15 protein-coding genes and 1 pseudogene are annotated in these 16,046 nt (G+C 65.7%); 2 read left to right on the top strand and 14 right to left on the bottom strand.

Going from position 1 to position 16,046, the window contains the following annotated elements; all coding sequences use genetic code 11:
- Nucleotides 1–37 precede the first annotated feature (37 nt).
- The 8 genes from mmsB to HUW43_RS06260 form a co-directional block, all read right to left on the bottom strand.
- The gene (gene mmsB, locus HUW43_RS06295) at nucleotides 38–913 is read right to left on the bottom strand and encodes a 3-hydroxyisobutyrate dehydrogenase (protein ID WP_223181326.1); all 876 of its coding nucleotides are present in this window, start codon (nucleotides 911–913) and stop codon (nucleotides 38–40) included.
- Nucleotide 914: 1 nt separating this feature from the next.
- Nucleotides 915–1,697: an enoyl-CoA hydratase-related protein gene (locus HUW43_RS06290; RefSeq protein ID WP_188236576.1), complete on the bottom strand. Its 783-nt coding sequence runs from the start codon at nucleotides 1,695–1,697 to the stop codon at nucleotides 915–917.
- An 83-nt stretch (nucleotides 1,698–1,780) separates the two neighbouring features.
- Nucleotides 1,781–2,827, bottom strand: coding sequence for an enoyl-CoA hydratase/isomerase family protein (locus HUW43_RS06285; RefSeq protein ID WP_188236575.1), 1,047 nt, complete (start codon nucleotides 2,825–2,827; stop codon nucleotides 1,781–1,783).
- Nucleotides 2,824–3,969 (bottom strand): acyl-CoA dehydrogenase family protein, encoded by a 1,146-nt coding sequence (locus tag HUW43_RS06280; RefSeq protein WP_188236574.1) that lies wholly within the window; start codon nucleotides 3,967–3,969, stop codon nucleotides 2,824–2,826. Before HUW43_RS06280 ends, HUW43_RS06285 begins: the two co-directional genes overlap by 4 nt.
- Nucleotides 3,966–4,370, bottom strand: a complete 405-nt coding sequence (locus tag HUW43_RS06275; protein ID WP_188236573.1) for a RidA family protein — start codon at nucleotides 4,368–4,370, stop codon at nucleotides 3,966–3,968. The genes HUW43_RS06280 and HUW43_RS06275 overlap by 4 nt, the downstream gene beginning before the upstream one ends.
- Complete coding sequence (locus tag HUW43_RS06270; protein WP_188236572.1) at nucleotides 4,363–4,665, bottom strand: I78 family peptidase inhibitor; 303 nt, start codon at nucleotides 4,663–4,665, stop codon at nucleotides 4,363–4,365. The genes HUW43_RS06275 and HUW43_RS06270 overlap by 8 nt, the downstream gene beginning before the upstream one ends.
- 28 nt (nucleotides 4,666–4,693) lie before the next feature.
- A complete protein-coding gene (locus HUW43_RS06265) occupies nucleotides 4,694–5,212 on the bottom strand; it encodes a hypothetical protein (RefSeq protein ID WP_188236571.1) in 519 nt (172 codons plus the stop codon).
- Between the two features lie 64 nt (nucleotides 5,213–5,276).
- Nucleotides 5,277–6,770, bottom strand: a complete 1,494-nt coding sequence (locus tag HUW43_RS06260) for a CoA-acylating methylmalonate-semialdehyde dehydrogenase (RefSeq protein ID WP_188236570.1) — start codon at nucleotides 6,768–6,770, stop codon at nucleotides 5,277–5,279.
- Nucleotides 6,771–6,868: 98 nt separating this feature from the next.
- Here HUW43_RS06260 and HUW43_RS06255 point away from each other — a divergent pair, with 98 nt between their 5' ends.
- Nucleotides 6,869–7,756 (top strand): LysR family transcriptional regulator, encoded by an 888-nt coding sequence (locus HUW43_RS06255; protein WP_188236569.1) that lies wholly within the window; start codon nucleotides 6,869–6,871, stop codon nucleotides 7,754–7,756.
- A 118-nt stretch (nucleotides 7,757–7,874) separates the two neighbouring features.
- Here the strand turns inward: HUW43_RS06255 and HUW43_RS06250 are convergent, their stop codons facing one another.
- From HUW43_RS06250 to HUW43_RS06235, 5 genes and pseudogenes are all read right to left on the bottom strand, one after another.
- Nucleotides 7,875–9,197, bottom strand: coding sequence for a mannitol dehydrogenase family protein (locus HUW43_RS06250; protein ID WP_317450832.1), 1,323 nt, complete (start codon nucleotides 9,195–9,197; stop codon nucleotides 7,875–7,877).
- Nucleotides 9,194–10,606, bottom strand: a complete 1,413-nt coding sequence (gene uxaC, locus HUW43_RS06245) for a glucuronate isomerase (RefSeq protein ID WP_188236567.1) — start codon at nucleotides 10,604–10,606, stop codon at nucleotides 9,194–9,196. The genes HUW43_RS06250 and uxaC overlap by 4 nt, the downstream gene beginning before the upstream one ends.
- Before the next feature lie 4 nt (nucleotides 10,607–10,610).
- Nucleotides 10,611–11,699, bottom strand: a pseudogene (locus HUW43_RS06240) (MFS transporter); the annotation flags it as partial.
- A 15-nt stretch (nucleotides 11,700–11,714) separates the two neighbouring features.
- Complete coding sequence (locus tag HUW43_RS15945; RefSeq protein WP_317450831.1) at nucleotides 11,715–11,918, bottom strand: hypothetical protein; 204 nt, start codon at nucleotides 11,916–11,918, stop codon at nucleotides 11,715–11,717.
- Between the two features lie 22 nt (nucleotides 11,919–11,940).
- The gene (locus HUW43_RS06235) at nucleotides 11,941–12,696 is read right to left on the bottom strand and encodes a 2-keto-4-pentenoate hydratase (protein WP_317450830.1); all 756 of its coding nucleotides are present in this window, start codon (nucleotides 12,694–12,696) and stop codon (nucleotides 11,941–11,943) included.
- A 94-nt stretch (nucleotides 12,697–12,790) separates the two neighbouring features.
- Between HUW43_RS06235 and HUW43_RS06230 the strand changes: the two genes are divergently transcribed.
- Complete coding sequence (locus tag HUW43_RS06230) at nucleotides 12,791–14,269, top strand: UxaA family hydrolase (protein ID WP_188236608.1); 1,479 nt, start codon at nucleotides 12,791–12,793, stop codon at nucleotides 14,267–14,269.
- Between the two features lie 158 nt (nucleotides 14,270–14,427).
- Here HUW43_RS06230 and HUW43_RS06225 read toward each other — a convergent pair whose 3' ends face one another.
- On the bottom strand, nucleotides 14,428–16,023 hold the full coding sequence (locus HUW43_RS06225) for a family 43 glycosylhydrolase (protein ID WP_188236607.1): 1,596 nt from the start codon (nucleotides 16,021–16,023) through the stop codon (nucleotides 14,428–14,430).
- Between the last annotated feature and the right edge of the window lie 23 nt (nucleotides 16,024–16,046).

Genomic DNA, 16,046 nt, shown 5'->3' with positions numbered 1-16,046 from the left:
GGCCTTAGCCCCGGAAGGCGCGACAAGTCGAGGGCAATCAACCCTGCAAGGTGCGGATGATCGCCGAAAAGTCGTGCCCTTCCGTGTCGACCTCGACAAACGCTTCGTAAAGCTCGCGCGCCTTTGCCCCCATCGGCACATCGGCGTTGACGCTGGCGGCAGCTTCCATCGCGAGGCGCAGATCCTTGAGCATCAGCGCCGCCGCAAAACCGCCCTTGTAATCATTGTCGGCGGGTGTCGTCGGCCCGACGCCGGGAAGCGGTGCATAGCTGGTCAGCGACCAGCATTGCCCCGACGACACGCTGGCGATGTCGAAAAATGTCTGCGGATCGAGGCCGAGCTTCTGTGCAAGCGCGAGCGTCTCGCACGTCGCCACCATCGACGCGCCGAGCAGCATGTTGTTGCAGATTTTCGCCGCCTGCCCCGCCCCCGCATCACCCGCGTGGATCACCGCCTTGCCCATTTTGGCGAGAATCGGTTCGGCGCGCGCAAACCCCTCGCCCGTCCCGCCGACCATGAAGGTCAGCGTTCCGGCGTTGGCGGCCGCGATGCCGCCCGACACCGGCGCATCGACCGCGACGAGGCCCCTGGCCGTCGCAGCCTCGATATTGGCGCGCGCGGTTGCAACGTCGATCGTCGAGCAGTCGAGCAGCAATGTGCCGGGCGCCGCGTTCGGGAAGACATCGGCATCGTAGACCGCGGCGACATGCTTGCCCGCGGGCAGCATCGTGACCACCGCGTCGGCACCGGTGACGGCTTCGGCAGCCGACGCGGTGCGGGCGCAGCCTGCCTCCACCGCCCGCGCCAGCGCGTCCTCGTTGAGATCAAAGGCGCGGACGTCATGGCCTGCTTTCGCGAGATTCGCGGCCATCCCGCCGCCCATATTGCCGAGTCCGATGAATGCGATCTTCATGTCACCGCCCCTTCCACACGCCTTCGCGTTTCTCGATAAAGGCGGCCATGCCTTCCATCTTGTCCTCGGTCGCGGCGAGGATCTGGAACAGGCGGCGTTCGTAGATCAGGCCCTGGTCGAGCGTCGTCTCATAGGCCGCGTTGACCATGTCCTTGTTCACCATCGCGGCCATCGGCGGCATCGACGCGATGAGCGTCGCGGTCTTTACCGCCTCGTCGATGAGGCTTTCATGGCTCACGACGCGCGCAACGAGCCCCGACCGTTCGGCTTCCTCGGCGTCCATCATCCGGCCGGTCAGGCACATTTCCATCGCCTTCGCCTTGCCGACCGCGCGGGTCAGCCGCTGCGATCCGCCCATGCCGGGCGCGACGCCGAGCTTGATTTCGGGCTGGCCGAACTTTGCCTTGTCCGACGCGATGATGAAATCGGCCATCATCGCGAGTTCGCAGCCGCCGCCGAGCGCAAAGCCGTTGACCGCGGCGATCCACGGCTTGCGAACCTTCTTCACGAAATCGCTCGTCCATTTCGAGAAGAAATCTTCGAGATAGAAATCGGCCGCCGGCTTGTCGGCCATTTCCTTGATGTCGGCGCCCGCGGCGAACGCCTTGTCACCCGCGCCGGTGAGCACGGCGCAGCGCTGGCTGGCGTCGGCCTCGAAGGCGGCGAAGGCGGCGATCAGATCGTCGAGCACGCCCGAATTGAGCGCATTCAGCGCCTGCGGGCGGTTGAGCGTCACCAGGGTGACGGCGCCGCGCGTTTCGACGAGCAGGGTTTCGTATGTCATTTTTCATTCTCCGTCGCCCCCGCAAGGGCGGGGGCCGTTGGCGAGTTGCCGCAACCGGCCCCCGCCCTTGCGGGGGCGACGGTCTAGGCGAGCGGGGTCCATTTCTCATTCTCGGGCAACGGCGCAAAGATCGCGTCGATCCAGTCGTCGGTCACCGCCTCGGGCGTCGGCGGATTCCATCGCGGGCTGTTGTCCTTGTCGATGATCAGCGCGCGCACACCCTCGATGAAGTCATGCATCGTCACGACGCGGCTGCCGATTGCATATTCCTGCGCCATCTCGGCGGCGAAATCGTGCATCTCCGCCCCCTCCTTGAGCTGTCGCAGCGCCACCTTGCACGTCTGCGGCGATTTGCTGCGCAGGGTTGCAAGCTCCCTTTCCGCCCATTCGCCGCCATCGGATTCGAGCGCGGCGAGGATCTCCTCATAGGTATCGCTCGCGAACAGCCGGTTGATCCTGTCGATCTGATGGGTGATCGTGGCGGGCGGTGCGGTGATCGACAGTTCGCCCAAAATACCGCCGATGCGATCGGGATGCGCGGCGATGCGCGCCTTTGCCTCGGCAAGCTTTTCCGACGGCAGATAATGCGTCGCGAGGCCGAGCGCGAGGCAATCGGCGCCGTCGAGCCGTGCGCCCGTGAGCGCCAGATATTGCCCGACGCGGCCTTCGAGCCGTGGCAGATACCAGCCGCCACCGACATCGGGAAACAGGCCGATCCCCGTCTCGGGCATCGCAAAGCGCGTATGCTCGGTCGCGACGCGATATTTGGCGGGCTGCGAAATGCCGACCCCGCCGCCCATGGTGATGCCGTCCATGAAGGCGACGACGGGCTTGGGATAGGTAAAGAGCAGATGATTGAGCCGATATTCGGTGTGAAAAAAGGCCCGCGCTTCCTTTCCATCCCCGGCGCCGCTTTTCGCAAGCATCCTTATGTCGCCGCCGGCGCAGAAACCGCGTCCTTCGCTATGGTCGATGGTCACCGCTTCGATGCCATCGTCGGCGCGCCATTTGACGAGCGCGTCGATCATCGCCTGGCACATTGCAAGGTTCAGCGCGTGAATCGCCTTGGGGCGATTGAGCGAGATGCGGCCGACGCGGCCGTCCGCAGAAATCAATAAATCTTCGGTCATTGGCGCAGCAAATCCCTTCCGACGATCATCCGCATCACCTGGTTGGTCCCTTCAAGGATCGAATGGACGCGCAGGTCACGCCAGAAACGCTCGATCGGATAATCCTTCAAATAGCCATAACCACCGAACAATTGCAGCGCGTCATTGACGATCTTGCTGCCGTTATCGGTCGCGAGCCGCTTCGCCATCGCCGAGAAGCGCGACTTGTCGGGGGCGTTCGCGGTGACTTTCGCCGCGGCGATATAGAGCAGCGCCCGCGCGGCCTCCAGGTCGGTCGCCATGTCGGCGAGCATGAACTGGGTGTTCTGGAAATCGGCGATCGGTTGCCCGAACTGCTGGCGGTCCTTGGTATAGGCGATCGCCTCGTCGAGACAGCGCTGCGCGCCGCCGAGCGAGCAGGCGCCGATATTGAGGCGGCCGCCGTCGAGCCCCGCCATCGCGAAGCGGAAACCGTCGCCTTCGGCGCCGACGAGATTGTCCGCGGGCACGCGGCAATCCTCGAAGATCACCTGGGCCGTGGGGGATGCGTTCCAGCCAAGCTTTTTCTCCGGCGCGCCGAAGCTGAGGCCCGGCGTGTCCTTTTCGACGACGAGACAGCTGATCCCCTTCGATTTTTCCTCGCCGGTGCGGACCATGCAGACATAGATGTCGTTGACCCCCGCGCCCGATATGAACTGTTTGGTGCCGTTCAGCACATAATGGTCGCCGTCGCGCCTTGCCGTCGTCTTGAGCGCAGCGGCATCCGATCCCGAACCCGGCTCGGTCAGGCAATAGCTCGCAATTTTGTCCATGCTGACGAGGCTCGGCAAAAACCGTTCCTTGATCGCCGCGCTCCCGAAACGGTCGATCATCCACGTCGCCATATTGTGAATCGAGACATAGGCGCTGGTTGCGGGACAACCATAGGCCATCGCCTCCATGATGAGTGCCGCCTCGAGCCGTCCGAGCCCGATGCCGCCCGACTCCTCCGCAACATAGATCGCGCCAAAGCCAAGCTCGCCCGCCGCCTTCCAGACATCGACGGGATAATGGTGCGTCTCGTCCCATCCGGCCGCAAAGGGCGTGATGCGGTCGGCGGTGAATTTGCGCGCCATATCCTGAATGGCGAGCTGGTCGTCGGTAAGCTGGAACTGGTCGGTCATGCGGTCTTCTCGATGATGATGGCTTCGGCTTCGATTTCGACTTTCCATTCGGGGCGGATCAGCGCGGGGATGACGATCATCGTCGATGCCGGACGGATATCGCCGAACATGGCGCCATGCGCGCGGCCGACGAGATCGGCATCGGCGGGGTCGGTGATATACATGCGTGTGCGCACGACATCGGCGGGCGAAGCGCCGAGTGCGGCGAGCGCCTCGGCGATGATCGTCAGGCAGCGCGTCGCCTGCACCCCCGCGTCGCCGACGGTCGAGCTGCCATCGGGTTCGATCGGCGCACAGCCGGCGACGTCGATGCGGTTGCCCACACGCACCGCGCGGCTGTATCCGTAAACCGGCTCGAACGGGGACGCCGAGCCATGATTGCGGCGCGCGCCGTCAGCCACAGGTGACCTGCGTGATCTTGTAGGCGTCGTCGTACATGATGTTCACACGATCCTGGCGATAATCCATCGTCATCGCGCTGCGCGGCGGCCCCCAGCGCAGCGTGCGCGCGCCGGTGGCTTTCAGGATCGCCGCGCCGACAGCCCCGGTCGCGGTCTGCCCGACATAGGATTGCGCCGCATCGGCGTTGCACGTCATTTCGGTGGGCGGCGGCGGGGTCGATTCGACAGGCGTCTCGCTGCCCATGCAGGCGGCAAGCGGCAGGGCGGCGGCGACGACAAGCAGGCGAACGTCCATGGTGAATCTCCCTTTCAAAACGACGCCGTCATCCGGCACAGCGCGTATAGCGCATCGCGTTCGCCACCGCACCCTCGCCCGTATCGCGGCGCACGAGCGCCTTGCCGCCGTCGGCGAGGGTGAGCGTCATGCGGCGATCCCATTCCTCGCCCTCGCCGCTGAACCGATAATCGGCGACGATGCGGTTCGCATCGCTTTGCCGAACGCGCACCAGTTCGCCGTGAGATTCATAGAAGCGCAAATCGGTCGCGCCGATCGTCAGCACGGTCAGGTCGGCGCCCTTGCGCGCCGTGCAATCGGCGGCGCTCAGCGCCCAACGTCCCCGGATTTCGGGCGGATGCGTATCGCCGTCGACACGGGCGCCGTCCTCGTCCGGCGCGGGGGCTGCTGCCTCGGCGCCCGCAGTCGGCCTTTCGGGCGGCGCCGCACGCTCGGCCTTTTGCACCGGGCCGATCACGGCGCTGTCCTCGGGGCCGGCCTCTCCGTCCTGACCGCCGCCGCACGCGGCAAGCAGCACAAGCGCCGCGGGCATCGTCCATCGCATCATCGTCCTTCTCCTTTGCCCGGAGAAATGTCCGACCCGGCGTACGGGTTTCATCGGCGCTTGCCGATCAACCCATCGTCGGGATGACGAAGGCGTTGCCGCCGTCGGGCGATCCATCGGGCCAGCGCGCGGTGATCGTTTTCACCTTGGTCCAGAACCTCACCCCTTCCATGCCGTGCTGGTTGGTGTCACCGAACGCCGACCGCTTCCAGCCGCCGAATGTATGGTAAGCGACGGGCACCGGGATCGGCACGTTGATGCCGACCATGCCGACATTGACCCGCGCGGCGAATTCGCGGGCCGCATGGCCGTTGCGCGTAAAGATGGCGACGCCATTGCCATACTGATGCTTCGACGGCAGTTCGAGCGCGGTTTCGAAATCGGGCGCGCGGACGATCTGGAGCACCGGGCCGAAGATTTCCTGCCTGTAACTTTCCATGTCGGGCGTCACATGATCGAACAGGGTCGGGCCGACGAAAAATCCCTTTTCGTGCCCCTGAAGCGTGAACCCGCGACCGTCGATCACCAGTTCGGCGCCTTCGTCGGCGCATTTGGCGATCCAGCCTTCGACCTTGTCCTTGTGCGCCTGTGTCACGACGGGGCCATAATGCGCGTCGGCATCGGTCGATACGCCGACGCGCAGCGCCTCGATCGCGGGGACAAGTTTCTCACGCAGACGGTTCGCGGTGTCCTCGCCGACGGGGACGACGACGGGCAGCGCCATGCAGCGTTCGCCCGCCGAACCGAAGGCCGCACCGGTCAGGTCGTTCACCACCTGATCGAGGTCGGCGTCGGGCATGACAATGCCGTGGTTCTTTGCGCCGCCCATCGCCTGCACGCGCTTGCCGTTCGAAACGCCGCGGTTGTAGACATAATGGGCGATGTCCGACGAGCCGACAAAGCTGACCGCGCCGATATCGGGGTGGTCGAGGATCGCGTCGACCATTTCCTTGTCGCCATGGACGGTCTGGAAAATGCCTTCGGGCATACCCGCCTCAAGAAACAGCTCCGACAGGCGCACCGGCACCGACGGGTCGCGCTCGCTGGGCTTCAGGATGAAGGCATTGCCCACCGCGGTTGCGACGCCGCCCATCCACAGCGGGATCATCGCGGGGAAGTTGAACGGGGTTATGCCCGCGCCGATGCCGATCGGCTGGCGCATCGAATAGACGTCGATGCCGGGGCCGGCGCCTTGCGTATATTCGCCCTTCAGCACGTGCGGGATGCCGCAGCAGAACTCGATGACTTCAAGCCCGCGCTGGATGTCGCCCTTCGAGTCCGCGATCACCTTGCCATGCTCGGCCGACAGCATTTCGGCAAGCTGGTTCATATTGGCTTCGACAAGGCGCTTGAACTCGAACATCACGCGCGCGCGGCGCTGCGGGTTGGTCGCGGCCCATGCGGGCTGCGCGGCCTTTGCGGCGGCCACGGCGCGGTCGAGAACGGCGCGGTCGCCAAGCGCGACCCGTGCCTGGACGCCGCCATTATTGGGGTCGAGCACATCGCCAAAGCGGGCGGAGCCGGCGGAACCGCCGACGATGTGATGGTCGATCTGTCGCATAACCCAAGTCTCCCACAAGATGTTGCCGCTGCCACAGCCGAGTTGCGGGGCGATTGCAAGGGATAGACTTGCAGTGCTATCCTGCATAATTGCAGGACATGGATTGGGACAGGCTGCAATATTTCCTGATGGTCGCGCGCCATGGCACGCTCGCGCGCGCCGCGGCGGCACTGCGTGTCGATGCGACGACGGTAAGCCGCCAGGTCAGCGCACTGGAAGCGGCGCTCCAGCAGACCTTGTTCGAACGCGCGCCGACGGGTTTCGTTCTGACCGCGGCGGGCCGGGCGCTCGTCCCGCACGCCGAAGCGATGGCGGCGGCAGCGGCGCGCATCCACAAGGCGTCCGAAGGTTCATCGGCGCTGTCGGGGCAACTCCGCGTCAGCGTCTCCGAAGGCTTTGGCAACAGCTTTATCGCGCCGCGGCTCGGCCGCTTCGTCGCGGCGCACCCCGAGCTTGAGATCGACCTTGTCGCCTCGTCGGGGTTTCTGAACCCATCGCGGCGCGAAGCCGATATGGCGGTGCTGCTCGCGCGGCCGCGCAAGGGTCCGCTCATCACGCGCAAGCTCGCCGATTACAGCCTTGGCCTCTATGCCCCGGCGAACCGCCCCGATTGGCAGGAAGCGGTTGGCACCACGCCGCTGTCGCGCGCGGGCATTCCGGTGATCGGCTATATCCCCGACATTCTGTATGCCCCCGAACTCGACTATCTGGGCGAAATCGAGCCGGGGTTGCGCGCCAATGTCCGCTCGTCGTCGATCCTTGCCCAGCGACGGATGATCGCCGGTGGTGCGGGGGTGGGCGTGCTGCCCTGCTTTCTTGCTGCGGGCGATCCTGCGCTGGTCCGCGTGCGAGGCGATCAGACGATCGCGCGCGCCTTCTGGCTTGCGCTTCACCGCGACGTCGCGCCGCAACCGCGTATCAGGGCGTTTATCGACTGGCTGGATGCCGAGGTGAGAGAGAGCCGGGGGCTGCTGGTTCCGGTTTAGAACAGCGACATTCCTTCAACAGCCATCGTATCCCCGCGAAGGCGGGAACCGATATCCGGTGGACACTATCCTGCATGGGCGGCAGATCGGCGCCAGCCCTCGCAGGGGCACAGTATAGCTATGACGTCGGCCGCCACCCGGAGGCGATCAACCCTCTTTCGCCGAACAGCCGCTCTGTCGCATTCGGATCGGCCGCCGCTTCGCCCAGCTTTTCGGCGAGCGGATCGTCGACCGGATGGCCGCTCCGCAGATATTCAATCCACGCCGCAATCGCCGTTTCAAGCGAGGGGCACCGCTGTCCACGCCGCTGATGCCACGCCAGCGTTTCGAGCCAGCGCTGCGGAATCTTCTGGCTGCCGTCCATCGCGATCTGGATCAGCCGGTGATGCAGCGCCGGATTGGCGAAACGGTCCAGCAACGCATCGGCATAGGCGGCCAGATCCTGCCCCGGCGCGGCGTCGATCGTCGGCGCGGCTTCGTCGCGCATCAGCCGTTCGATCACCGGGCGGATGTCAGGATCGGCGATCGCCTGATGGACAAAATCATGTCCGCGCCCCAGCCCGATATAGGCGAGCGCCGAATGCGCGCCGTTGAGCATCCGAAGCTTGGCGGCTTCATAGGGCGCGACGTCGGCGACCAGTTCGGCCCCGACCGCCTCCCAGCGCGGTCGCGGGCCCGCGAAGCCATCCTCGATCACCCATTGGCTGAAGCCTTCGGTGACCACCGCCCCCTCGTCGCGCGCGCCGAGTTCGGCCTCGACCGCCGCGCGGTCGGCATCGGTGGTCGCGGGGACGATGCGGTCGATCATCGTTGCGGGGCAGGCGCAGGTCGCGTCGAACCAGTCGGCCAGCGCCGGGTATCGGGCGGCAAGATATTGCCGCATCAGCCGCCGCAGCACGGCGCCGTTGCTCGCCAGATTGTCGCAGCTCAGCAGGGTCAGTCCGGGCAGGCCCGCCGCCTGGCGGGCGGCGAGCGCGGCGCCGACGAAGCGGTAGAGGCTCGACGCCCCGCCCGCCGCATCAAGGTCGAGCGATCCATCGGCGCGGCGCAAATAGCCCTTTTCGGTCACCGTGAAGCTGACGATATGGGTTGTCGGCGCGGCGATCGCGGCGATCACGGCTTGCGGATCGGCGGCGGCGACGAGCACCTGCCGCACCGCGCCGACGATGCGGAGCTGTGTGCCCGCCGCGCTGCGGCTGCTCACCGTATAGAGCCCCGCCTGCGGGTTCAGCTGCGCTGCGACGTCGCCCGACCGCAGCGACACGCCGACGATGCCCCAGTCGCGGTCGCCCGCGTCCATCGCGTCGTCGGTATACACCGCCTGATGCGCGCGGTGGAAAGCGCCGATGCCGATATGGACGATGCCCACCGCCTGGGCGGCGCGGTCGTATCGGGGCCGCCGCACCGATGCAGGCAGCGGCGTGTCGGCGCCCAGCCTCACAGCTTGTAGGCCGCCTTGGCGAGATTGTAGCTGAGGTCGACCGCGAGTTCGGCGGCCTCCCATTCCTCCAGCCGATGTTCGGCGACAAGCGCGGCGAGAAAGCCGCAGTCGATCCGCCGCGCGACATCGTGCCGCGCGGGGATCGACAGGAAGGCGCGCGTGTCGTCGTTGAACCCGACAGTGTTGCAGAAGCCCGCCGTCTCGGTCATCTGCGACCGGAAGCGCCGCATCCCTTCGGGGCTGTCGTGAAACCACCAGGCCGGGCCGAGCCGCAGCGCCGGATAGTGGCCCGCAAGCGGCGCGAGTTCGCGCGCATAGCTCGTCTCGTCCAATGTGAAGAGGATGATCGTCAGCGCGGCTTCGTTGCCATATTTTCCGAGGAGCGGACGCAGCGCGTGGACATAGTCGGTCGCGGTTGGAATATCTGCACCCTTGTCGCGCCCATAGGTCGCGAACAGCCACGGGTTATGGTTGCGGAACGCGCCGGGGTGTATCTGCATGACGAGCCCGTCGTCGAGGCTCATTCCCGCCATCACCGTCAGCATATGCGCGCGGAACAGCTCGGCATCGGCAGCGCAAACAGTCTCGCCGGTAACGCGCGCAAACAAGGCTTCAGCCTCGGCTTCGGACAAGTCAGCGGTTGCGGCGGTCGGATGTCCGTGATCGGTCGAGGTCGCGCCCATGCTGGCAAAGAAGGCGCGGCGACCCCGATGCGCGGCGAGATAGCCGGCATAGCTGAACGCATCCTCGCCCGACAGTTCGGAAAAGCGTTCGAGGTTATCGCGAAAACCCTCGAACTCGGGATCGACCACCGGATCGGGGCGATAGGCGGTGATGACGCGGCCCGCCCATTCGCCGCTGGCGTTGGCCGCGCGGATCGCGGCGTGATGGTCGAGCGTGTCGAGCGGGCTTTCGGTCGTGGCGATCACCTCGATACCGAAACGGTCGAACAGGGCGCGCGGGCGAAAGGCGTCGGTCGCCAGCGCCTCGGTGATCCGGTCGAAATAATGGTCCGACGTCTCGGCCGAAAATTGCACGTCGAAGCCGAACGCCTCGGCAAACACCCAGTCCATCCACATGCGCGACGGGGTGCCGCGAAAGAGATGGTAGTTTTGCGCAAAGATCCGCCAGCTTTCACGCGGGTCGGCGTCCGGGTTGCCGATGCCCAGCGCGTCGAGCGACACCCCCTGCGAATAGAGCATTCGGAACACATAATGATCGGGATGGAGCAGCAGCTCCGCCGCATTGCCGAAGGGCGCATTGCCCGCGAACCAGGCCGGATCGGTATGCCCGTGCGGGCTGACGATCGGCAGGCCCGCCACCTCCTTGTAGAGTCGGCGCGCGATATCGCGCTGCGCCGGGTCGGACGGAAAGAGGCGGTCGGGTGACAGGTGCAACGGGTGCGCCATGACGCTATCTTGCGCCTTCCACGCCGACCGGCGCAAGGCGCGGGCTGAGGACATGCACCACAAGCACCGCAAGGAAATAGACGGTCGTGCAGGCGGCGAAGATGATCGTGTAATTGCCCCCCGTCGCGTCGAGCACAAGTCCCGTCGACTTCGCCATGATCATCCCCCCGACGCCGCCCATGAAGCCGCCAAGCCCGATCACCGAACCGACCGCGCGTTTCGGGAACATGTCGGGCGGGATCGACAGGATCGTCGACGAAAAGGCCTGATGCCCCGCGAGCGCAATGCCGATGAGCACCACCGCCAGCCACATATTGTCGAGCCCGGTGACAAACAACAACGGCAGGACGCACAGACCGGCGCCGATCATCGTCACCTTGCGCGCAAAATTGACGCTGCGGCCGGTCTGGATCAGCTTTGACGACACCCAGCCGCCAAGGATGCTGCCGACGTCGGACAACAGATACATGATGATCATCGGCAGCAGCACGATCTTGAGGTCGACGTCATAGGTCGAGGCAAAATATTTGGGCAGCCAGAAGAGCATCAGGAACCACACCGGATCGGTCAGGAACTTCGCCGCCGCAAAGGCCCAGGCCTCGCGCTTGGTGACGATCCTGCCCCAGCCGATACGCTGGACCTTTTCGGGCGGGTCATGCTCGATCCACGCGAGCTCGGCCTCGCTGACCTTCCCGCTTTCGCGCGGGTTGCTGTAGAGCCAGACCCAGAGCAGCAACAGGACGACGCCGAAAATGCCGGTGTAGATGAAGGTTTCGCGCCAGTCGAAACCCAGCACGCGCATGAACAGCGCCACCGTCGGCGCGGTGAGGATCACGCCGATCGTCGTCGCGCTGTTGACCCAGCCGATCGCGTAGGAGCGCTCCTTTTGCGGGAACCATTCGCTCGACGCGCGGACGACCGAGGGGAAATGCCCCGCCTCGCCGACGCCCAGCACGACGCGCGCGAGCATGAAGGAAGCGACCGACGACGCAAAGCCGTGCGCGACATGACCGATCGTCCAGATCGAGATGGCGATCGCATAGCCGATCTTGGGACCGAAACGGTCGATCAGCCAGCCCATGACCAGAAAACCGAGTGCATAAGCCGCCTAGAAAGCGGTGACGATGTTGCCATAGTCATTCTCGCTCCACCCAAGCTCGGTGCCAAGCGTCGGCGCGAGCAGGCCGAGCATGGTGCGGTCGATATAGTTGACGGTGGTTGCCGCAAAGAGCACTGCGACGATCATCCAGCGGTAGCGGCCCGCGCGGGGCACCGGCACCGCCGCACCCGTGTCTGCGATTGCCTGCGCCATCATCCTCTCCCGTTCTTTGCTTCTAATAGCTTGTGATTGTGCAGCCGACGCGGATGTTTCCGTCGAACAGCGCCTCGGCCCGCTGGCCGGGCCGGACCTCGTGAATCCCCGTGATCGCCCCCGCCGACACCCAGGTGCCCGGCGCGATCGCAATGCCGCGCGCCCGCAAGATGCCGATCAGGAACAGCGCCGATCCGAACGGGCCGTCGAGCATAGCCTCCATCGTCGCGGCGCCGACGGGCGCACCATCGATGAACATCTCGACGGGCATATGGATAAGGTCGGCGTCCTGCCAGTCGGGGATCGACGGACCGATGATCAGCCCCTTGTTATTGCCATAGTCGGACGCCGTCACCGCGGGGCCGTGCCGGTTGATTTCGGGAAAGGGGGAACTCGCGATCTCGATCCCCGTGCGGACATCCACGATGCACTGCTTGACGCTGTCGATGTCATAATCGCGCGCGCCGACATCGCCGAAACAGAGCAGCACCTCGGCCTCGGCCGCTGCGAAACCGTCGGCATAGACGGGCATCGCCGGGTCGGCGGCGCTATCGACGATTTCATCGGCAAAGATCGGGCCGGTCAGGCGGTTGCCGCCGAAGCGGTCGACGAGCTCGGGCGCGATTCGTCCGACCTTCCATCCGCCGACGCGCCGCCCGTCGAGCGCAATCGCCCGATCCTGAATCGCATAGGCCTCCGCCATCGTTTGCGGCATCGCACCGGGATAGACGGTAAGCGGTGTCTTTCCCGCACGCGCGTCGATTAATTTGCGCGCCACATTTTCCGGATCGCTGATAGCCGCCATCTTTCTCATTTCCCTCTTCCGCGAAGCGGTGTAAGAGACACCGGTGTCAAAGGCAAGCGAATATCCGATGAATTGCGCGATCCGTATCGCTGGCGGCGACAATGTGGCGACCGCGATCGCCGACATTGCGCCGGGCCAGCCGATCCTCGCGGGCGCCGACCTTCGCGCCGCCGCGCCCATTGCACGCGGGCACAAGGTCGCTCTCGCCGCTATCGGGCGCGGCACGGCAGTGATCAAATATGGTCTTCCGATCGGCATCGCGCTGGCCGACATCGCGCCCGGCGAGCATGTCCACAGCCATAATCTGGCGACGGCGCTCGGCGGTGACGATGATTATCACTATGCGCCGCCGCCGGTTCGCGCGATTCCCCCCGGTTCGACACCCGGCTTTCGAGGCTATGTCCGCGCCGACGGCCGCGTCGGGACGCGCAACGAAATCTGGGTGCTGCCGACCGTCGGCTGCGTCGGCAACCTCGCCACGCGCGTCGCGCGGATTGCGGGTCAGCGCCATGTTGGCCGCGTCGACGGCATTCACGCTTTCAAACATCCCTTCGGTTGCTCGCAACTCGGCGACGATCTGGGCCACACCCGCGCGCTGATCGCCGCGCTCGCGCAGCATCCCAATGCCGGCGGGGTGCTGATCGTCGGGCTGGGGTGCGAGAGCAACCGGCTCGGCGCCCTGGTCGACCTGATTCCCGCCGACCGCCGCGGGCATATCCGTACTTTGTCCGCGCAAGCGGTCGAGGATGACGAAGCCGCATGCCTGGCGCTGGTCGACGAGCTGGTTGATGGCTGCGGCGACACGCCGCGAACCGACGTGCCGCTGTCGCGGCTGGTGCTGGGGGTCAAATGCGGCGGATCGGACGGCCTCTCGGGCCTCACCGCCAATCCGCTCGTCGGGCGCATGGCCGATGTCGTCGCGGCGGCGGGCGGCAAGGTCGTGCTGACCGAGATTCCAGAGATTTTCGGCGCCGAACAGATATTGATGGACCGCGCGGTGTCGCGCGCGGTGTTCGACGATGCGGTTGCGCTGATCCGCGACTTCAAAGACTATTTCATTCGCCACGGCGAGCCGGTGAGCGAGAATCCGTCGCCCGGCAATATCGCGGGCGGGATCACGACCCTGGAGGAAAAATCGCTTGGCGCGGTGCAAAAGGGAGGGCGGGCACCGCTTGTCGACGTGCAGCGCTATGGCGGCGAGGCGCGCCTGCCCGGCCTGACCCTTCTGGAGGCGCCCGGCAACGACGCCGTTTCCTCGACCGCCCTGACCGCGGCAGGGGCGACGATCATTCTGTTCACTACCGGCCGCGGCACCCCGCTCGGCTTCCCGGCGCCGACGCTGAAGATCGCGTCGAACAGTGCGCTGGCCGAGCGCAAGGCGGGGTGGATCGACTTCGATGCGGGGACCGTGCTCGACGCGGGATTTGATGGCGCGGCCGATGCCTTGCTCGACCTGATTACGGCCACCGCATCGGGGGCCCCTGCAAAAGCCGAGACAAAGGAGGAGCGCGACATCGCGATCTGGAAATCGGGCGTGACGCTATAATCGGCATTTCACGCAAAGCCACAAAGGGGGCGGCGCAGATTTCGGGACAAGCCGTCGCAGCAGGCGGCCCGACGATGCGCTTCGCACCGGCGGCGTGCGGGGTCGGTGTCACGGCGCCGCCCCTTTTTTGCCTTTGCGCCTTTGCGCGAACCAAACCCCTACGCCAACGCCGCAAAGCGGAAATTGCGAAAGCGCGCCTCGCCCACGCCCGCTGAATAAAGTCCGGGGCGCAGCATCAGAAAGCCCCCGCGCACATTATGGTGGTATCCCGACACCTCCATGCCGCGATCGAAACGCACCCAGGTTTTTCCGCCGTCGCCGCTCGTGTCATAAGTGACGATATGCCGGTCATTCGTGACGCGCATCCGCATCGTTCGGCCATGCGGATTGGCCGGACGCGCGCGTTCGATACCATATTGATGCGTCACGAAACGGTCGCCGTCGAAGCCGAGCCCGCAATAGAGTTTTTCGTCGTAAAAGAGGATCAGCCCGGCCGTGCCGCCGGGGGCGACTTCGATATCGCATTCAAAGCGGTAGGCCTGGTCACCCGCGATGAGCAGCAGGGGCGATGAGTCGGCGGGCGCCGAGCCGCGCGCCGCCAGCACCAGCGCGCCATCCTGAACGCGCGCGCGGCGATGTTCGTCCGGCGCAGGTTTGAAGAAGTTCCATTTGGCGCCGAGCGCGAGCGATGAAAAATCGTCCGACAGCGCCATGCCGTGCGGACCCGCGACCGTCCCGCCCTTTGGCTTGGCGATTGGTTGCGACAGGTCGCCGCCGGTCATGCGCAGCCAGCCGTCGGCGGTCCATTCGACCGGATCGAGCAAGGCCTGCCGCCCCAGGGTCCAGAAACCATTTTCATATCCGTGATAGACCGCCCACCAGTCGCCCGCCGGCCCCTCGACGAGCGTGGCATGGCCGCGCGACCACCATTTTTCGCTGGCCGAGCGCGTGCGCACGAGCGGGTTCGCCGGGCAATTTTCCCACGGCCCGTGGATCGATTTCGAGCGTGCCGCAATGACCATATGCCCCGTCGGCGGCCCCGCCGTGCCGCCCACCGCGGTGATCATGTAATAATAGTCGCCATGCCGTGTGATCTTTGGCCCTTCGGGCGCGAATCCTTCGACCACCCAGTCGGCGGGGTAGCGCCACGGGTCATAGACATGTTCGGGCTGGCCGATGCGTTCGAGGCCGTCGTCCGACAGGCGCACGCGGTCACCGCCCGACAAAAACAGCCAGCGCGACCCATCTTCGCCGACCGCATGGCCGGGGTCGATATGGTTGGGCAGGTTCAGATCGACGGGATCGCTCCACGGTCCCTCGATCCGGTCGGCCCAGATCACCCAGCTCGTGTTCGGACCCTTGGTGGGGATATACAGATAAAAGCGCCCCTCGTGCTTCACCAGTTCGGGCGCCCAGACCGAGCCGATATTCCGGTGCAGCGCGGGGCCGATCGGCCGCCAGTTCACCAGGTCGCGCGAATGCCAGATGACCAGCCCCGGATAGCTGTCGAAGGTCGAAAAGGTCATATAATAATCGGCGCCGTCCTTCAGGATCGACGGATCGGGATGATCGCCCGCCATGATCGGATTGAGGAAGCGCCCGTCGCCAAGGTCGGCGATGCGCTGACCGTCAAAGCCTTTGGCCCAGGCCGGCGCCGGACCCGCGGGCGCCGGAGCCGATCGCCCCAGAACGGCGGGCGCCGCGAAACCCGAAAGGCCTGTCGCGAGAAGGCCGGTCCCGGCCAGTTTGAGCATCTTGCGGCGACCCGTCACGCGCC

Origin of the sequence: Sphingopyxis sp. LK2115, assembly GCF_014595975.1 — a bacterium.
GTDB lineage: Bacteria > Pseudomonadota > Alphaproteobacteria > Sphingomonadales > Sphingomonadaceae > Sphingopyxis.
Note: the sequence above shows the minus strand (reverse complement) of the source record. Positions and strands in the feature narration are given on the sequence as shown.

Excerpts from the sequence above, each read along its gene's own strand:
- HUW43_RS06280 (WP_188236574.1), bottom strand. The coding sequence starts at position 3,969 with ATGACCGACCAGTTCCAGCTTACCGACGACCAGCTCGCCATTCAGGAT.
- HUW43_RS06265 (WP_188236571.1), bottom strand. The coding sequence starts at position 5,212 with ATGATGCGATGGACGATGCCCGCGGCGCTTGTGCTGCTTGCCGCGTGC.
- HUW43_RS06255 (WP_188236569.1), top strand. The coding sequence starts at position 6,869 with ATGGATTGGGACAGGCTGCAATATTTCCTGATGGTCGCGCGCCATGGC.
- HUW43_RS06230 (WP_188236608.1), top strand. The coding sequence starts at position 12,791 with ATGAATTGCGCGATCCGTATCGCTGGCGGCGACAATGTGGCGACCGCG.
- mmsB (WP_223181326.1), bottom strand. The coding sequence starts at position 913 with ATGAAGATCGCATTCATCGGACTCGGCAATATGGGCGGCGGGATGGCC.
- HUW43_RS06270 (WP_188236572.1), bottom strand. The coding sequence starts at position 4,665 with ATGGACGTTCGCCTGCTTGTCGTCGCCGCCGCCCTGCCGCTTGCCGCC.
- HUW43_RS06290 (WP_188236576.1), bottom strand. The coding sequence starts at position 1,697 with ATGACATACGAAACCCTGCTCGTCGAAACGCGCGGCGCCGTCACCCTG.
- HUW43_RS06260 (WP_188236570.1), bottom strand. The coding sequence starts at position 6,770 with ATGCGACAGATCGACCATCACATCGTCGGCGGTTCCGCCGGCTCCGCC.
- uxaC (WP_188236567.1), bottom strand. The coding sequence starts at position 10,606 with ATGGCGCACCCGTTGCACCTGTCACCCGACCGCCTCTTTCCGTCCGAC.
- HUW43_RS06285 (WP_188236575.1), bottom strand. The coding sequence starts at position 2,827 with ATGACCGAAGATTTATTGATTTCTGCGGACGGCCGCGTCGGCCGCATC.
- HUW43_RS06225 (WP_188236607.1), bottom strand. The coding sequence starts at position 16,023 with ATGCTCAAACTGGCCGGGACCGGCCTTCTCGCGACAGGCCTTTCGGGT.
- HUW43_RS15945 (WP_317450831.1), bottom strand. The coding sequence starts at position 11,918 with ATGGCGCAGGCAATCGCAGACACGGGTGCGGCGGTGCCGGTGCCCCGC.